At 67.9% G+C, this 13,714-nt stretch carries 14 protein-coding genes; 7 read left to right on the top strand and 7 right to left on the bottom strand.

The genetic code is table 11. From position 1 onward, the window contains the following. Positions 1-44: 44 nt before the first annotated feature. Positions 45-581 carry a TetR/AcrR family transcriptional regulator gene (locus tag OHA10_RS24250; RefSeq protein WP_371401060.1) on the top strand — a complete coding sequence of 179 codons (537 nt, stop codon included), beginning with the start codon at positions 45-47 and terminating at the stop codon, positions 579-581. An 11-nt stretch (positions 582-592) separates the two neighbouring features. On the opposite strand, the gene OHA10_RS24245 is transcribed toward OHA10_RS24250, so the two are convergent. Continuing rightward, positions 593-1,033 carry a MarR family winged helix-turn-helix transcriptional regulator gene (locus tag OHA10_RS24245; RefSeq protein ID WP_371401059.1) on the bottom strand — a complete coding sequence of 147 codons (441 nt, stop codon included), beginning with the start codon at positions 1,031-1,033 and terminating at the stop codon, positions 593-595. A gap of 101 nt (positions 1,034-1,134) precedes the next feature. Here OHA10_RS24245 and OHA10_RS24240 point away from each other — a divergent pair, with 101 nt between their 5' ends. The 3 genes from OHA10_RS24240 (at position 1,135) to OHA10_RS24230 (ending at position 3,256) form a co-directional block, all read left to right on the top strand. After that, positions 1,135-1,578, top strand: a complete 444-nt coding sequence (locus tag OHA10_RS24240; RefSeq protein WP_371401058.1) for an OsmC family peroxiredoxin — start codon at positions 1,135-1,137, stop codon at positions 1,576-1,578. 195 nt (positions 1,579-1,773) lie between these two features. After that, positions 1,774-2,256, top strand: a complete 483-nt coding sequence (locus tag OHA10_RS24235; protein WP_371407985.1) for a DUF664 domain-containing protein — start codon at positions 1,774-1,776, stop codon at positions 2,254-2,256. Then, positions 2,243-3,256 carry a phosphotransferase enzyme family protein gene (locus tag OHA10_RS24230; protein WP_371401057.1) on the top strand — a complete coding sequence of 338 codons (1,014 nt, stop codon included), beginning with the start codon at positions 2,243-2,245 and terminating at the stop codon, positions 3,254-3,256. The genes OHA10_RS24235 and OHA10_RS24230 overlap by 14 nt, the downstream gene beginning before the upstream one ends. Here the strand turns inward: OHA10_RS24230 and OHA10_RS24225 are convergent. Beyond that, complete coding sequence (locus OHA10_RS24225) at positions 3,253-4,371, bottom strand: FAD-dependent oxidoreductase (protein ID WP_371401056.1); 1,119 nt, start codon at positions 4,369-4,371, stop codon at positions 3,253-3,255. The genes OHA10_RS24230 and OHA10_RS24225 overlap by 4 nt on opposite strands. Before the next feature lie 90 nt (positions 4,372-4,461). Here OHA10_RS24225 and OHA10_RS24220 point away from each other — a divergent pair, with 90 nt between their 5' ends. Beyond that, positions 4,462-5,064, top strand: coding sequence for a TetR/AcrR family transcriptional regulator (locus OHA10_RS24220; RefSeq protein WP_371401055.1), 603 nt, complete (start codon positions 4,462-4,464; stop codon positions 5,062-5,064). Here the strand turns inward: OHA10_RS24220 and dnaG are convergent. Beyond that, positions 5,061-7,079: a DNA primase gene (gene dnaG, locus OHA10_RS24215; RefSeq protein WP_371401054.1), complete on the bottom strand. Its 2,019-nt coding sequence runs from the start codon at positions 7,077-7,079 to the stop codon at positions 5,061-5,063. The genes OHA10_RS24220 and dnaG overlap by 4 nt on opposite strands. 40 nt (positions 7,080-7,119) lie before the next feature. Here dnaG and OHA10_RS24210 point away from each other — a divergent pair, with 40 nt between their 5' ends. Further along, entirely contained in the window at positions 7,120-7,965 is an 846-nt protein-coding gene (locus OHA10_RS24210; protein WP_371401053.1) for a TolB family protein, read from the top strand. Here OHA10_RS24210 and OHA10_RS24205 read toward each other — a convergent pair. Continuing rightward, a complete protein-coding gene (locus OHA10_RS24205; RefSeq protein ID WP_371401052.1) occupies positions 7,962-9,218 on the bottom strand; it encodes an NAD(P)/FAD-dependent oxidoreductase in 1,257 nt (418 codons plus the stop codon). The genes OHA10_RS24210 and OHA10_RS24205 overlap by 4 nt on opposite strands. 97 nt (positions 9,219-9,315) lie before the next feature. Between OHA10_RS24205 and OHA10_RS24200 the strand changes: the two genes are divergently transcribed. Further along, a complete protein-coding gene (locus OHA10_RS24200; RefSeq protein ID WP_371401051.1) occupies positions 9,316-11,178 on the top strand; it encodes an exo-alpha-sialidase in 1,863 nt (620 codons plus the stop codon). On the opposite strand, the gene OHA10_RS24195 is transcribed toward OHA10_RS24200, so the two are convergent. The 3 genes from OHA10_RS24195 to OHA10_RS24185 are packed head-to-tail and all read right to left on the bottom strand — an operon-like array spanning position 11,128 to position 13,676. Next, entirely contained in the window at positions 11,128-12,369 is a 1,242-nt protein-coding gene (locus OHA10_RS24195; protein WP_371401050.1) for a deoxyguanosinetriphosphate triphosphohydrolase, read from the bottom strand. The two genes, OHA10_RS24200 and OHA10_RS24195, sit on opposite strands and share 51 nt — an antisense overlap. A 42-nt stretch (positions 12,370-12,411) precedes the next feature. Beyond that, positions 12,412-13,011 (bottom strand): dihydrofolate reductase family protein, encoded by a 600-nt coding sequence (locus OHA10_RS24190; RefSeq protein WP_371401049.1) that lies wholly within the window; start codon positions 13,009-13,011, stop codon positions 12,412-12,414. A 35-nt stretch (positions 13,012-13,046) separates the two neighbouring features. Then, positions 13,047-13,676 (bottom strand): TetR/AcrR family transcriptional regulator, encoded by a 630-nt coding sequence (locus OHA10_RS24185; protein ID WP_371401048.1) that lies wholly within the window; start codon positions 13,674-13,676, stop codon positions 13,047-13,049. Positions 13,677-13,714: the final 38 nt, after the last annotated feature.

Raw genomic sequence — 13,714 nt, 5'->3', positions numbered from 1 at the left:
GATACATTAGTGGAGAGCTCTCCACTTAGCAAGGTGAGGTCTCTGTGGTTCGTTCAGACGCCCGGGAGAACCGGGAGCGGATCCTCGCGGCCGCGCGCGAGGCCTTCGCCGAAGACGGCAGTACGTCGATGAACCAGGTCGCGCAGCGCGCGGCCGTCGGGGCCGGCACCCTGTACCGCAACTTTCCGACCCGCGAGGCGCTGGTCCTCGCCGTCTACCAGGACGAGGTCGAGCGGATCACCGGCTCCGTGCCGGAACTACTGGCCGAGATGCCTCCACTCGAGGCGCTTCGGCATTGGACTACTGACCTTGTCGAGGCGATGCGCAGGAAGCACGGCCTCGGCGATGCACTCAGTCCTACCGCGCACCAGACGATCACGCAGCAGACCTACGGGCCGGTGGTCGCCGCGATCACGGCACTCCTCGACGCCGGCAAGAACGACGGCAGCATCCGCGCCGACGCCGACGCCGGCGACTTCCTCCAGCTCACCGGTGCGTTGTGGCGCACTGCCCCGGGCCCGGAGGACCGGTCGCCTCGCATGCTCGCCCTGATCCTCGACGGGCTCCGCGAACGGCCTTAGAAGGCGGCGACCTACTCGGCTCCGGGATCGTCCAGGTGGTCGGCCAGTTGGTGGAGGGTGGATTGGAGGCGGCGGACCTGGGGCTCGGTCATGCCCAGGGACTCGCCTAGGTGGCATTGGGCCTCGTGGAGGACGGGCTTGAGGGCCTCGCCGTCAGGAGTCAGGGCGACGGTGACCGAGCGGGCATCGGCCACGGAGCGGTCGAGGGTGATGAGACCGCGGTCGGCCAGGCGGCGGAGTAGTGGGGTGAGAGTGCCGTGATCCAGTCGGGTGGCTCGGGCTATGGCGCCGATGGGGCTGGGGCCTAGCCGGGTCAGGGTGACGAGGACCAGGTACTGGGGGTAGGTCAGGCCGTGTGGCTCCAGGACGGGGCGGTAGAGGGCGGTGACCGTGCGGGAGAGCGAGTACAGGTCGAAGCAGAGCAGGTCGTCGAGAACCCGAGGCTCGGTCATGGCTTCCTCCTGTGGTCGGGGTCTCATCCTGGTGGGCTTGACGGAAGGATATCTTGTGCACAAATATCTTGTACACAAGATAACTTCTGAAGGAGATGGCAATGCCTACTCGTACTGCGCGTACTGCTTGGAACGGCACTTTGGAGCAGGGCTCGGGGCAGGTGGAGCTGAGCAGCTCGAAGGTCGGGACGTACGACGTTTCGTTCCCGAAGCGCGCCGCTGAGGACGCGGGTGGCGCGACCAGCCCGGAGGAGCTGATCGCGGCCGCTCACACCGCGTGCTACGCGATGTCGTTGAGTGCGGAGATTGCCGGCCGGGGCGGTAAGCCGCTGTCGCATGAGGTGAAGGCTGACGTCACGCTCGGGCCGGATCAGGCGAATGGTGGCTTCAAGCTGACCGGGATCAAGTTGACTGTCCGCGCTGAGGTGGAGGGTCTGGACGAGGCCGGGTTCGCGGAGGCAGCTCAGGCAGCCAAGGCCAACTGCCCGATCAGCAAGGCCCTGGCCGGCGTCGACATCACCCTGGACGCAGCACTCGAGAGCTGAACCCAATACACGGATAACCAGCACTGCCCGGAGACCCCTGGTCCCCGGGCAGTGCTGGTTATGCGCGAGGTGGATGGGTGGATCGGTTGGCTGGGGTGGACGGGTGGTGCGGGATGGTGGGGGCCTTGGGAAGGAGGGGTCGTGGAGTGGAGAGGGTTGCCGATGGATGAGTGTTTGCGTGGGGGTGAGGTGGAGATGTTGCGGTTTGCGCTGGATCGGGTGCGGAGGCAGTTTGCTTGGAAGACGGGTGGGCTTGGGGCCGAGCAGTTGCGGCGGCGGCATATGCCTTCGGCGATGACGTTGGGTGGGCTGGTTAAGCACATGGCGTTTGTGGAGGACGGGTTTACGGCGCGGGCTGCGGAGCTGCCGGTTGGCGCGCCGTGGAGCACACGCAGTTGGGTCGAGAACGATCGGTGGGGTTGGGAATCTGCGGTGACCGACGAGCCGGAGGAGTTGTACTCGCTGTGGTACGGCGCTGCTGCGCGGTCCCGTGCTGCGTGGCAGGAACTGAGTGCGGACGGCGGGCTCGACGTGGTGATTGCGGATCCGGATCCTCGGTGGTCGTCGAATCGGCGACGGATTCTGATCGACCTGCTCGAGGAGTATCTGAAGCACACCGGGCACGCGGATGTCCTGCGGGAAGCGGTTGATGGTGTGACGGGGAATGATCCTGACTGAGGCTGCGAAGGTCGTACATGCCTTGGAGGGGTCGTACGGCGTGCATGCGGTCGAGGTGAGCGAGATCCAGGCTGGTACGGCGACCGTGAACTTTCGCGTTGTGGATGCGACCGGGCGGCGGTGGTTCGCGAAGGTATATCGCGGAGAGGTCGAGCGGGAGCGGGTGGCTATCGGGCTGGCTGAGTTTGCGAGGCACGGTGGTGTGCCGGTGCCTGAGGTACGGCGGACGCTTGGTGGGGATGTGATCGACGAGCGCGTGCCGATGTCGTTGTGGGAATTCGTCGACGGGGAGACGGCGGAGGGTGGGTTGGTCGGGGCGAGGTGGGCGGCGGTTGGGGCCGTGTTGGGGAGGCTGCACCGGCGGTTGGCTGAGCATCCGGCGGCGGCACCGGTGTTGCGTGCGGCTGTTGGGGTGCAGGATATCGGGCGGGCTTGGCAGTCCTTTGATCGGATTGTCGAGGGGTATTCGGGGCGGTTTGGGCTGAGTCCGTTCGAGGCGTGGGCATTGGAGGCGGCCAAGGAACGGCGTGCGTTGCTTGGGAGGGCTCGGATGATCCTGGCCGGGCTGCCGGAGCTGACCGTGCAGGTTGTGCATGGTGATTTGGCGTCGCCGAACTTGATGATGTGTGGGGATGCGGTGGCCGCGGTGATCGACTTCCAGGCACCTGCTCCGCGATTTGCGGCCTGGGAGATCGCGAGGATCGGATGCGACCCGAGGACTGTGATGCTCGGCGACGAGTGGATGTCCGGGCTTGCCGAGCTGCTGGTCGGCTATCGGGAAGAGAATCCGGCATGTCGCCTGGACGATCTCGTGTCCACGGTCGCAGTCGGATGCGCCTACACGCTGGCGTCGACGTACCCGCTGGCCGAACCGCTCGACGATCCGGATGCGGTCACGCCGTCCCTCGAGGTCTACGGACGAGCGCGACACGACGCAGCTTTGGTGATGCTGGAGCGACTGGATGAAGTGCAGGACGGCCTGCGCGATCGGCTTGCCTAGACGGGGATCGAGATGTGGAAGAGGCGTTCGGCGTTGTGTAGGGATTCGGTTACTGCGGCTTGGGCGTTGGTGGTCATGGCTTGTTGGTAGGTGGATAGGGCTTCATTGGTAGTCAAAGCTTTGCTGAGGCGGGCGGCGTCCCAGAGGGCGGTGTTGGCACCGGCGCCTGCGGCGGGGGTCATGGGGTGTACGGCGTCGCCCAGGAGGGTTACGTGGTCCGATGACCATGTAGGCACCTCGATGCAGGTTCGTAGGGTGATGGGGATGGCTGCGTCAGGATCGGCCGCGGCGACCAGGGCGCGGATTGATGGGTGCCAGCTGGTGGTGGAGCGGGTGACGATCGACCAGAGGTCGGCGGGAGGCATGGTGAACAGCTCGTCGTCCGAGGTGCCGAGTACTTCGTTTGTGCCAGTGAGGACTGCCATCAGGTAGTCGCCGTACTCAGCCGGGGGCTCGCGGAAGACGACTGGGCCGAAGGCTAGGCCGGTTCCGGCGCCGTCGCTGGCGAAGCAGAAGCCGCGGAGGAACGGTGGCGGTGCCAGCTCGCGGACGTTTGTTGTCAGGGGCACCTTTCCGTAGATGCAGCGGACGCCGATGTCGAGCACGTCTTGTTCTGGTAGGAGCTGGGCGCGGACCCCCGAGCCGACGCCGTCGGCGCCCACGAGTACGTCGGCGGAGGTGGACGTGCCGTCGGTGAAGGAGATCTCGACGCCCTCGGGAGTCTCGACGTACGAGTCGAACTGCTTGCCGAACTCGAGTACGTCGTCGAGGCCGGTCATGAGCGCGCGTCGGAAGGCATAGCGGTCCACGGACGTCACTGCGTCCGGGCCGGCTACCGGGAACTGCTGCTCGAACTGCACCTGCAGCTGGGAGTCGAAGCCGGCGACCAGATCGCCTGGATGGGTCGCGGTGGCGATGACGCGACGGCGGACAGCGTCTGGCAGGACGGCGGCCAGGGCCTCCTCCCCCACCGGGCTGATGTGGATGCGGTAGCCCTGGTTGCGGTGGCGGGGTGAGGGGTCGCGCTCGAAGACCTTCACGTCGACGCCTGCCTTGTGGAGGCCCTGTGCCAGCGCGAGTCCGCCGATCCCGGCGCCCATGATCGCGACCTTCATTGTCGTCTCCAATCATCCGTGCATCAAACTTTATCATCCGTGTGGTTGATTAAGTTAGCACGGCGGATGGCTGTCCGCTAGGATGATTTCGTGCGGAGATCACCGGGACCTGACGAGCGGCAACGGGACGCCGAGCGCACCAGGCAGCAGTTGCTGGATGCGGCGGTGGTCGAGTTCGGCGCGCACGGTTTCGGTGGTGCGCGGGTCAGCGAGATCGCTGCCAGGGCAGGCGTCAACAAGCAACTGATCTCGTACTACTTCGGCGGCAAAGAAGGGCTCTACAGAGCAGTCGCCGATCGCTGGCGGGCCGGTGAGCCGGCTATCGCCGCCGACGCGGAATCACTTGGTGAGGTGGTCGCGGCCTACGCGCGTACGTCGATCGCGCAGCCTGACCTACTTCGGCTGCTCGTGCGTGAGGCTGTCGATCGGGACACCAGCGCGCTCGATCCGGAGGGGCAGCGGGCCAGGTTCCAGAGCATGCTGGAGGACTTCCGCCAGCGGCAGACCGACGGAGAGCTCGCCGCCAATCTCGACGCGGCGTACACCGGTCTCGCGCTCTTCGGTCTGGCCGCGGCGCCGGTGGTGTTCCCGCAGATCGCCAGGGCGCTCGGTCTCGATCCGGACAGCGAGGAGTTCGCCGCGAAGTACGCCGAAGAAACGACGCGGCTGGTGGAGCACCTGAAGGATGACTAGATAGCGCCGGAGATTGCTCGGTTGCGGAGTTCGGCTTTGTAGGCCTCGAGGGCGATGAGTTCGCCGAACATTCGGTTGTACTCGTCGGCGCGGTCGATCGGGTTTGTTCGCTGAAGCTTGGACTTCAGGTCCTGGATGCGGCGGGCGCAGGTCAGCTCCTGCAGTCGGGCGAGCAACGCTTGGGCGTACTGCTCGTCGGGCTCGCGGCCGAGGCGCAGTGGGTCGACGGCCAGTGCGCCGACGACCGCGGCGGCCGGATCGTTGCCGATGGCATCGCGTACGGCGACCACCCAGGCCTCCGCTGCGGGCGCCGCGGCGGGGCCGCCTGCCTTCGCCATCGCGGTGCGGATCGCGGCCAGCCAGGGGTGGGTGAAGTCGTGGTCGTCGAGCTCGTCAAAGGCGACGCCGACCAGGTTGGGGTGCTGCATCGCGACCTTCAGTGCGTCCCACTCGATCACGTACCGCGCGTCCCGCGGAGAGGGTACGTCGGCGCGGCGAGGCTGCTGTGGCCCACCAGCCGGCAGCCCCTGCTGACCGTCAGCCGAGCTCCCAGGCTGGCCAGACTGTCCGGGTCCCGGCCGCCCAGGCTGACCAGACTGTCCAACGCCAGAGTGTCCAGGCTGTCCGGGCTGCCCAGAACCTGACCGACCAGACTGCGCAGGAGCTGACGACGACCCCTGCCGAGCGGCCGCGCGATACACCTCCGAGCGGACCTGGTCCTCGTCCATCCCCAGATGCCCGGCGAGCTCCCGCGTGAACGCGTCCACCTTCGACCGGTCGCGGATGCTGATCACCAGCCGCGCCGCGTCCCGCAATGCATCGACCCTGGTGTCCGCCCGATCCAGGTCGTACTTCGACAGCACGTTCCCGAGCACGAACCGGTACAGCGGGACGCGCCGGCCGATCAGCTCACGGACCGCCGCATCGCCCTTCTCCAGCCGCAGGTCGCACGGGTCGAGACCGTCCGGCTCGACCGCGACGTACGTCTGCGCCGCGAACGCCTGGTCCCCCGCGAACGCCTTCAACGCGGCGCGCTGACCCGCCTCGTCGCCGTCGAAGGTGAAGATCACCTCGCCGCGGAACTGGTCGTGGTCGAGCAACAGCTGCCGCAGCACGCGGGCGTGGTCGTCGCCGAACGCCGTACCGCAGGTCGCGACCGCGGTCTGTACCCCGGCCAGGTGACAAGCCATCACGTCGGTGTAGCCCTCGACGACAACCGCCTGCCGCCCCTTGGCGATCTCCCGCCGGGCGAGGTCCACGCCGTACAGGACCTTGGACTTCTTGTAGATCGGGGTCTCGGGCGTGTTCAGGTACTTCGCTTCGATCCGGTCGTCGTCGAACAGCCGCCGCGCGCCGAACCCGATCACGTCCGACGACGCGTCCCGGATCGGCCACATCAGCCGGCCGCGGAACCGGTCGTACAGCCCGCGCTGCCCGTCTGCGGACAGCCCCGACGCAACCAGCTCGGCGTTCGTGAAACCGCGACCGCGCAGGTGGTTCGTCAGTACGTCGCCACCGCGCGGCGAGAATCCCACCCCGAAGTGAACCGCTGCGTCCTTGTCGAAACCGCGCTTGTCCAGGAACTGCCGCCCCGGCGCTGCCTCCGCTGCCCCGAACAGCTGGTCGACGTAGAACTCGGCCGCGACCTTGTGCGCCTCGACGAGCCGCGGCCGCTGGTTGCCCGGGCCGCGCGGCACCGGCGCGCCGGAGTCCTCGTACCGCAGCTGGATCCCGACCTTCGAGGCCAGCGTCTCGACCGCCTCGGAGAAGGTGATCTGATCGATCTTCTGGATGAAGTCGATGACGTCGCCGCCCTCTTGGCAGCCGAAGCAGTAGAAGAAGCCGCGGGAGGGTGTGACGTTGAACGACGGCGACTTCTCGTCGTGGAACGGGCACAGCCCCTTGAGGTTGCCACCGCCGGCGTTCTTCAAGGTCACATACGAACCCACGACGTCGTCGATCCGGGCCCGCTCGCGCACCAGCGCGATGTCCTCTTCCTTGATCCGGCCAGCCACCCCGTGAGTCTAGCTGGACCGATCACATAGGTTTGCGGGTATGCCACGAACTCTTCGCCCTGGTCAGCGGTCCGAGTTGTACGTCGTCGACGTGACGAGTGGGGAGCACCGCCTGGTGTTCAGCTCGTCGGACATCCTTTTCGAGGCACCGAACTGGACGCCGGACGAAAACCTGATCGTCAACGGCAACGGCCGGCTGTTCCGGGTGAACGACGGACTCGCGGAGATCGAGCTCGGCGGAGTGCCCGACATCAACAACGACCACGTGGTCAGTCCGGACGGCCGGACGGTCTACGTGTCAGCGGACGACGGCCACCTGTACGCAGTACCGATCGAGGGCGGCCCCGGGCGCCGGCTGACGAACGACCGCGGACCGGGCTTCCACCACTACCTGCACGGGGTCTCACCGGACGGCAAGACGCTGGCCTACATCGGGCTCGAGAACCGGGACGGCCGGCGGATCACCAACGTGTGGACGATCCCCAGCGCCGGCGGCGCGGACGTCCAGGTGACGGACGACGAGTTCGCCGACGACGGCGCGGAGTACGGCCCGGACGGCAAGTGGATCTACTTCAACTCGGAGCGGGCGGGGCAGGCGCAGCTGTTCCGGATCGCGGTCGGCAGCGGTGAGATCGAGCAGCTGACGGACGACGAGCGCGTCAACTGGTTCCCGCACCCCGCGCCGGACGGCTCGGCGATCGCCTACGTGAGCTTCCCGCCCGGCACCGAGGGGCATCCCGCCGACATCGAGGACGTGCGACTGCGGCTGCTGACCGACGACGGCGTGCGCGAACTCACGACGCTGTTCGGCGGGCAGGGCACGATGAACGTCCCGAGCTGGTCGCCGAACAGCACGCAGTTCGCCTACGTCACCTACCCGATCTAGACGTCGGACAGCTCGACGGAGGTGTCGGCCAGCCGGGCCGGATCCACCTGCTTGCCGGAGCGGATCAGCTCGCGGACGGCGTCGAGTCCGGTGTCCCACAGGTTGACGTGCATGCCGGCCAGGACGTGGTGGTCGTCGTCGAGCCAGAAGACCATGTAGGCGCCGGACTTCGGGTCGCCACGGAAGACGACCTGGTACGACGTACCGCGCGGGATGTCGCCGGCGTACTCCATGCCCAGGTCGAACTGGTCGGTGAAGAAGTACGGGATCGAGTCGTACTCCACGTCCTGGCCGAGCATCGCCTTCGCGGCCGTCTTGCCGCTGTCCTTCGCGTTCTGCCAGTGCTCGACGCGGACCGGGCGGCCGTACTTCGGGTGGTCCCATCGAGCCACGTCACCGGCCGCGTACACGTCGGCCACCGACGTCTGCAGGTCCGCACCGGTCACGATGCCGGCGCCGTTGTCCGGCGTCGCGACCTCGATGCCGGCCTCCTCGGCGAGCTCGGTGTTGGGCCGGACGCCCACGCCGACGACCACCAGGTCCGCCGGAAGCACCTCACCGCCGGACAGTCGGACTCCGGTCACCTTGTCCGTTCCCTCGAAGCCCTCGACCCCGGCCCCGAACCGGAACTGCACGCCGTGCTGGCGTTGGAAGTCGGCGAACACCTCACCGACCTCCTCGCCCATCACGGACGCCAACGCGGTCGATTGCGGCTCGACGACCGTCACCTCGCTGCCCCGCTCGCGCGCGGCCGACGCCGCTTCCAGCCCGATCCAGCCTGCACCGACGACGACAACGCGCGGCTTCGCGGCGTACGCGTCGGTCAGCGCCTGCGACTCCTCCGCCGTCCGCAGGTAGTGCACACCCGGCAGATCGGCGCCCGGTACGTCGAGGGTCCGGACCCGGCTGCCCGTCGAGATGAGCAGCTTGCCGTACGGCACCTGTGAGCCGTCGTCGAGCGTGACGGTGTGCGCGACCGGGTCGATCGCAGTGACCGTGGTCCCCAGGCGCAGGTCGATCTTGTTGTCGTCGTACCACTGCTGGTCGTGCAGCTGAGCGGACTCGGTCCCCTTCTTGGCGAGCAGCACGTCCTTCGACAACGGAGGTCGCTCGTACGGCAGGGACTGCTCGCTGCCGATCAGGACCACACCACCGGTCCAGCCTTCCGCCCGGAGGGCCTCGGCCGCGGTCGCTCCCGCGAGACTCGCACCGACGATCACGATCTGCGCAGAACCAGAAGGAGTATCAGCCATAGGACGACCCTAGTACCCGCCGACCCCTTGTCGTACGCGGCGCAGATGGCTAATTTGTCGGGGACATCAGACGTCCTATGTCCTCCGTGGGAGAGTCATGCGCGTTCTCATCGCCCTACTGATGATCAGCACTTTCACAACCCCGCCAGCACACGCTACCGACGAAGCGCCGTTCGTCGACGACAGCGTGCTGTTCCAGCAGAAGACCGAGGGATATTCGTGCTTCCGCATCCCCGCCGTGGTCCACGCGACCGACGGTGAAGTGCTCGCGTTCGCCGAAGGAAGGGTCGCGGACTGCGGCGACGACGGCGACATCGACATCGTGCTGAAGCGATCCTCGGACGGCGGCCGGACCTGGGGTCCGCTGCAGGTGGTGTCCGAGGGCAACGGCAGTACACACGGCAACCCCGTACCGATCGTCGACCGGAAGACCGGCCGGATCGTGCTCGTCACCACCCACAACGGTCCGCAGCCGTGCACGAACGGCTGTGACCGCGACCCGTACGTCCAGACCAGCGACGACTTCGGCGCCACCTGGACCGCGCCGCGCGAACTGACCGACGCGAAGCTGCCGAGCTGGAACTTCTGGTACGCGACCGGCCCGATGCACGGGATCCAGCTCGAGCACGGACCGCACGCCGGCCGGCTGATCGTCGGCGCGACCTACGAGACGTACGACGGCGTCGGCCCGCACGTCTACGGCGGCCACCTCGTCTACAGCGACGACTCGGGTGAGACCTGGCACATCGGCGCGACCATGTCCCGCGACGACGGCAAGGTGATCGTCGGGGAGATCACCGTGGTCGAGCTGACCGACGGCCGGATCTACGCGTTGGCACGCGAACGCGGTACCGATCCGGGCAACCGCGCGTACGCGATCAGCAGCGACGGCGGCGCGACGTTCGACGCGCCGTTCAAGACGATCCCGCAGCTGGTGGTGCCCGACGTACAAGGCTCGCTGGTGCGGTTCAGCGCGCGGAACGAGGGCGATCAGCGGAATCGGATCCTGTTCTCGGCGCCGGCGCATCCGGCCGCGCGCGAGGTGATGACAGTGCGATCGTCGTACGACGAGGCGCGGTCCTTCGGCACGTGGCAGCAGGGGAAGGTCTTCTACTGGGGCCCGTCGGCGTACTCCGACCTGGTGCGGCTGGACGGCGATCAGGCCGGACTGTTGTACGAGGCCGGCGTCGCGAGCCCGTACGAGACGATCCGGTGGGCCCGCTTCAACGAGGCGTACCTGTCGACGCCGAACGGCACGCCGCCCGGGATCCCCGGCCCGCCGGCGCCCGGGCCGCGCACGGCCGACGTCGGCCCTGCCCACAATCCGGCGTACGTCCGCGGCGGGGCGACTGTTGCCGCGGGCAAGTTCGGGAAGGGGTTGGCGATGGACGGCGTCGACGACTACGTCGAGGTGCCGTTCGACCGGTCGATCGATCTCGGCGCGGGCGACTTCACGATGATGACGTGGATCAAGTACGGCGCGACGACGGGATCTCACGCGATCCTGTGGGCCTATCGCACCGGCTCGGGCACGACACCGCAGGTCTGGTTGCGGGCGGAGCCGGAGAGCAATCGCATCCGCGCGTTGCTGGCCGTGGACCGCTACAACGTCACGGTCCAGTCGACCTCGGCGTACAACGATGATCAGTGGCATCACGTCGTGCTGCAACGGGTGAGAGGGAAGCTGCGGTTGCTGGTCGACGGGGTCGAGGTCGGCTCGGCGACGGCGCCCGCTGGGTCGGTGACCGCGGGCAAGGAGTTCGGCGTGCAGGGCATTCACGTCGGTCAGCGGGTCGACGGCGCCAACCGGTTCCAGGGCACGCTCGACGAAGTACGTGTCTACCGGCGTGCGCTCTCGGATGCGGAACTGCAGCAGATCCGCGAGACCAACAAGCCGATCCGCTCGGAGCTAGGGCTGGACCTTCCCCTCGACCAAGTGGGCATGCCAGGCCAGAGCTGAGGGGTCGGTGAGGGACGCGACCTGGTCGACGACAACGCGCAGCCGGGCGTTGTCGTCGACCGCCTCCGCGAAGTCGGACTGGAACGGCAGGTCGAGGCTGCGTGGGGCCGTCTTCCACAGTGCCTCGACCAGCTCGGTGAGGAGCTCGCGCTGCGTGGCGCGGCGGGCCTGGCGTTCGCGTGAGTCGAGGACGTGGAACATGCCCACGCCCTTGAGCAGACCGATCTCGGTGCGGACGCCGTCGGGGACGATCAGGTCGGCCTCGTAGCGGATCAGGCGGGAGCGCCCGAAGACAGCATGCGTGGCCTGCTCGGCGGCGGTCGCGAAGCGGCCGATGAGCTGACTGGTGAGGTCCTTGAGGCCGCCCAGAGCGCGCCGGCTGTCGTCGAAAGTCGCGCCTGGCCAGTAGTTCAACGAGGTCAGTCGGGCCCAGCCCTCGTCGAGCTCAGCGTCGGTTGCCTCTGGCAAATACATCTGCCGGACCGTCTGCCAGTACGGCGCTCGGTCGGCGTCGACCGCGGCGAGGTCGAGATGGTGCGCGACGATCGCGTCCTCGACATCGTGCACGGAGTACGCGACGTCGTCGGCGAAGTCCATCACCTGCGCCTCCAGGCAGCGGCGCTCCCCCACGCCCGGACGCAACCAGGTGAAGACGGCGAGATCGTCGTCGTACACCCCGAACTTCCGCTCGCCGGAGCGGCGCGGCCACGGGTACTTCGTCGCGGCGTCGAGGGTCGCGCGGCTCAGATTCAGCCCGACGCTGCGACCTTCGGCGTCGAAGGTCTTCGACTCCAGCCGGGTCAGCAGCCGCAGCGTTTGCGCGTTGCCCTCGAAGCCGCCGATATCCGTCGCGACCTGGTCGAGCGCGCGCTCGCCGTTGTGGCCGAACGGCGGATGCCCGAGATCGTGGGACAGGCAGGCCGCGTCGACGATGTCCGGATCGCAGCCGAGCGTCGCCGCGAGCTCGCGGCCGATCTGCGCGACCTCGAGACTGTGGGTCAGCCGGTTGCGGGTGAAGTCGTCGCTGCCGGCCGTGACCACCTGCGTCTTGGCCGCCAGCCGCCGCAGCGCCGCACTGTGCAGCACGCGCGCGCGATCACGCGCGAACGCCGTCCGCCCCGGTCGCTTGACCGGCTCGGCAACCCAGCGCTCCGCGTCGTGCTCGTCGTACCCCTCGTGCTGCTTCCTCATCACTGCACACAGTAGCCGTGAGCACCGACAGTTTCGCGACCTTCAGATGGCCACGCAGTAACGCATCCAGAGCACGCCGTCCTTGAAGACCTCGGTGCCGACATGGTGCAGGTTGAGCCGGCGGGTGTCGTACCAGCGATCGCCGGAGCCGACCAGGACCGGATGGACGAGGAGGGCGAGTTCGTCGATCAGGTCGAGCTCCAGACACGCTCGCAGGAGCGCGCCCGACGAATCGACCCGGACGGTGTGCACACCTCTGCGGCCAAGCGCCTCGAGTACTTCCGCGAGGTCGACGTGGTCGTAGCCGGTGACGAGTTCGCGGGTGGTCGCGTCCGCAGGGCGCGCGGGTGTTTGGTCGGCGTACAACGCAAGGACGTCGGACCAGTAGCCGAGGTCGCGGAGTGAGTTCCAGCTGTGGACGCGAGCCCGGCTGTCGACGACCGCCAGCAGCGGGCCCTCCGCACGCGGCCCGCGCCGGGGAGCGGCGAGTACGTCGGCCTCCTGGGCGAGGATCGTGTCCGCGCCGATGAGCGTGACCTCCTCCTGCCAGAGCGAGGCCAGCGCATAGAACCGGGCGAGGTCGACGTCGAACCCCGACGCCACCCCGTCCAGCGATACCGCCAGCTGAGCCACCACGTGCACACCGCCAACCTAGGGACGCCCACCGACAAACTCGGTCACCAGGGAACGGGCGCACCAGGAACGACAGCCGACTCCAGACGCGAGCGGACGGCCTGACGGGCCTGCTCGTACGCCGCGCCGCCGTCGTCGTGCAGGATCGACGCGAGGTTGGCAGCCTCGTAGTACGCGTTCAACTCGAAGGCCAGCTGCTTGGGGTCGGCTTCCAGTTCGCCGTCGTCGACGGCGGCCTGGACGGCCTCCTCCAGCAGCCCCATCCACTCCCAGTGGACGGTGAGGAGGGCGTCGTGGACGGCTCCGCTGCGGGCGGCGTACTCGTGCGACACCTTCTGGAAGAAACAGCCGCCCGGGAACACCCGGCCCTGTGAGTAGTCCAGCCAGTGATTGCTCAACGCCCACACCCGCCCGAGCCCCGGCTCGACCTCGAACGCCGGAAGCACCACGTTGTCGGCGTAGATCCGCCGCGCGGCACGGATGGTCGACAGCTGCAACTCCTCCTTGGAGCCGAAATGCGCGAACAGCCCGCTCTTGCTGATCCCGAGCTCGGTCGCGAGCCGCCCGATCGACAGTCCTTCGAGCCCGTCGACCGACGCGATGTCGACCGACCGGCGCAGTACGGCGCGGCGGGTCTGGTCACCGCGCACCAACCGTCCGTCGACCTTCTCCACGGCTCCCGATCCTAGTTGCCCTTGACGATGACTTCGTG

Source organism: Kribbella sp. NBC_00662 (genome assembly GCF_041430295.1).
In the GTDB taxonomy this organism is placed as follows: Bacteria; Actinomycetota; Actinomycetes; order Propionibacteriales; family Kribbellaceae; genus Kribbella.
The sequence above is the reverse complement of the archived record's forward strand: the minus strand, read 5'-3'. Positions and strand labels throughout refer to the sequence as shown.

Bases quoted from the DNA above. Each gene is read 5' to 3' on its own strand.
- OHA10_RS24245 (WP_371401059.1), bottom strand. From the start codon at position 1,033: ATGACCGAGCCTCGGGTTCTCGACGACCTGCTCTGCTTCGACCTGTAC.
- OHA10_RS24240 (WP_371401058.1), top strand. From the start codon at position 1,135: ATGCCTACTCGTACTGCGCGTACTGCTTGGAACGGCACTTTGGAGCAG.
- OHA10_RS24235 (WP_371407985.1), top strand. From the start codon at position 1,774: ATGTTGCGGTTTGCGCTGGATCGGGTGCGGAGGCAGTTTGCTTGGAAG.
- OHA10_RS24230 (WP_371401057.1), top strand. From the start codon at position 2,243: ATGATCCTGACTGAGGCTGCGAAGGTCGTACATGCCTTGGAGGGGTCG.
- OHA10_RS24225 (WP_371401056.1), bottom strand. From the start codon at position 4,371: ATGAAGGTCGCGATCATGGGCGCCGGGATCGGCGGACTCGCGCTGGCA.
- OHA10_RS24210 (WP_371401053.1), top strand. From the start codon at position 7,120: ATGCCACGAACTCTTCGCCCTGGTCAGCGGTCCGAGTTGTACGTCGTC.
- OHA10_RS24205 (WP_371401052.1), bottom strand. From the start codon at position 9,218: ATGGCTGATACTCCTTCTGGTTCTGCGCAGATCGTGATCGTCGGTGCG.
- OHA10_RS24200 (WP_371401051.1), top strand. From the start codon at position 9,316: ATGCGCGTTCTCATCGCCCTACTGATGATCAGCACTTTCACAACCCCG.
- OHA10_RS24195 (WP_371401050.1), bottom strand. From the start codon at position 12,369: ATGAGGAAGCAGCACGAGGGGTACGACGAGCACGACGCGGAGCGCTGG.